We start from the raw sequence: 835 nt of genomic DNA, 5'->3' as shown, positions 1-835 counted from the left end.
TTTAAAATCTCTTTATTGGTTAAATGCATACGAAAAGTAGGACGATAAAATCGCTTATCACTCAGTTTACGGCTATCCTGTTGTATGAGCTTCCAGTAGCGCTTGATAGCCTTGTATTCATGGGATTTTCGATGAAACTGATTCATGATTTGAACACGCACACGACTCATAGCACGGCTAAGATGTTGCACAATGTGAAAGCGATCAAGAACGATTTTAGCATTCGGGAGTGAAACAGTCTGGGAGACTGTTTCAGCCTGAGCCTAGAAATTTGAAAGCGAAGCTGTTTAGCCAAGTCATAGTAAGGGCTAAACATATCCATAGTAATGATTTTCACTTGACAACGACCGGCTCTATCATATTTAAGAAAGTGATCTCGGATGATAGCTTGTGTTCTACCTTCAAGAACAGTGATGATATTGAGCTTTTCAAAATCTTGCGCAATAAAGCTCATCTCCATCTCCCGATTGAAACAGTCACTCCCCGGACTGTTTCAACGTCCCAAGACATAATCTCAGGAAGACAAGAAAAATCATGTTCAAAGTGAGAATCATTGAGCTTACGAATAACAGTTGAAGTTGAGATGGAAAGCTGATGGGCAATATCGGTCATAGAAATCTTTTCAATTAACTTTTGCGCAATTTTTTGGTTGATAATACGAGGAATTTGGTGATTCTTCTTGACGATAGAAGTTTCAGCGACCATCATTTTTGAACAGTGATAGCACTTGAATCGACGCTTTCTAAGGAGAATTCTAGTAGGCATACCAGTCGTTTCAAGATAAGGAATTTTAGAAGGTTTTTGAAAGTAATATTTCTTCATTTGACTTCCGCAC

General features: G+C 38.6%; 1 pseudogene. It reads right to left on the bottom strand.

Features of this window, described 5'->3' with window-relative positions:
- Positions 1 to 835 (bottom strand): annotated as a pseudogene (locus tag D1604_RS15825) (transposase); the annotation flags it as partial.

Source organism: Brevundimonas sp. LPMIX5, from assembly GCF_003576505.1.
GTDB lineage: Bacteria > Pseudomonadota > Alphaproteobacteria > Caulobacterales > Caulobacteraceae > Brevundimonas > Brevundimonas naejangsanensis.
This window is presented reverse-complemented; position numbering and strand designations above follow the sequence as displayed.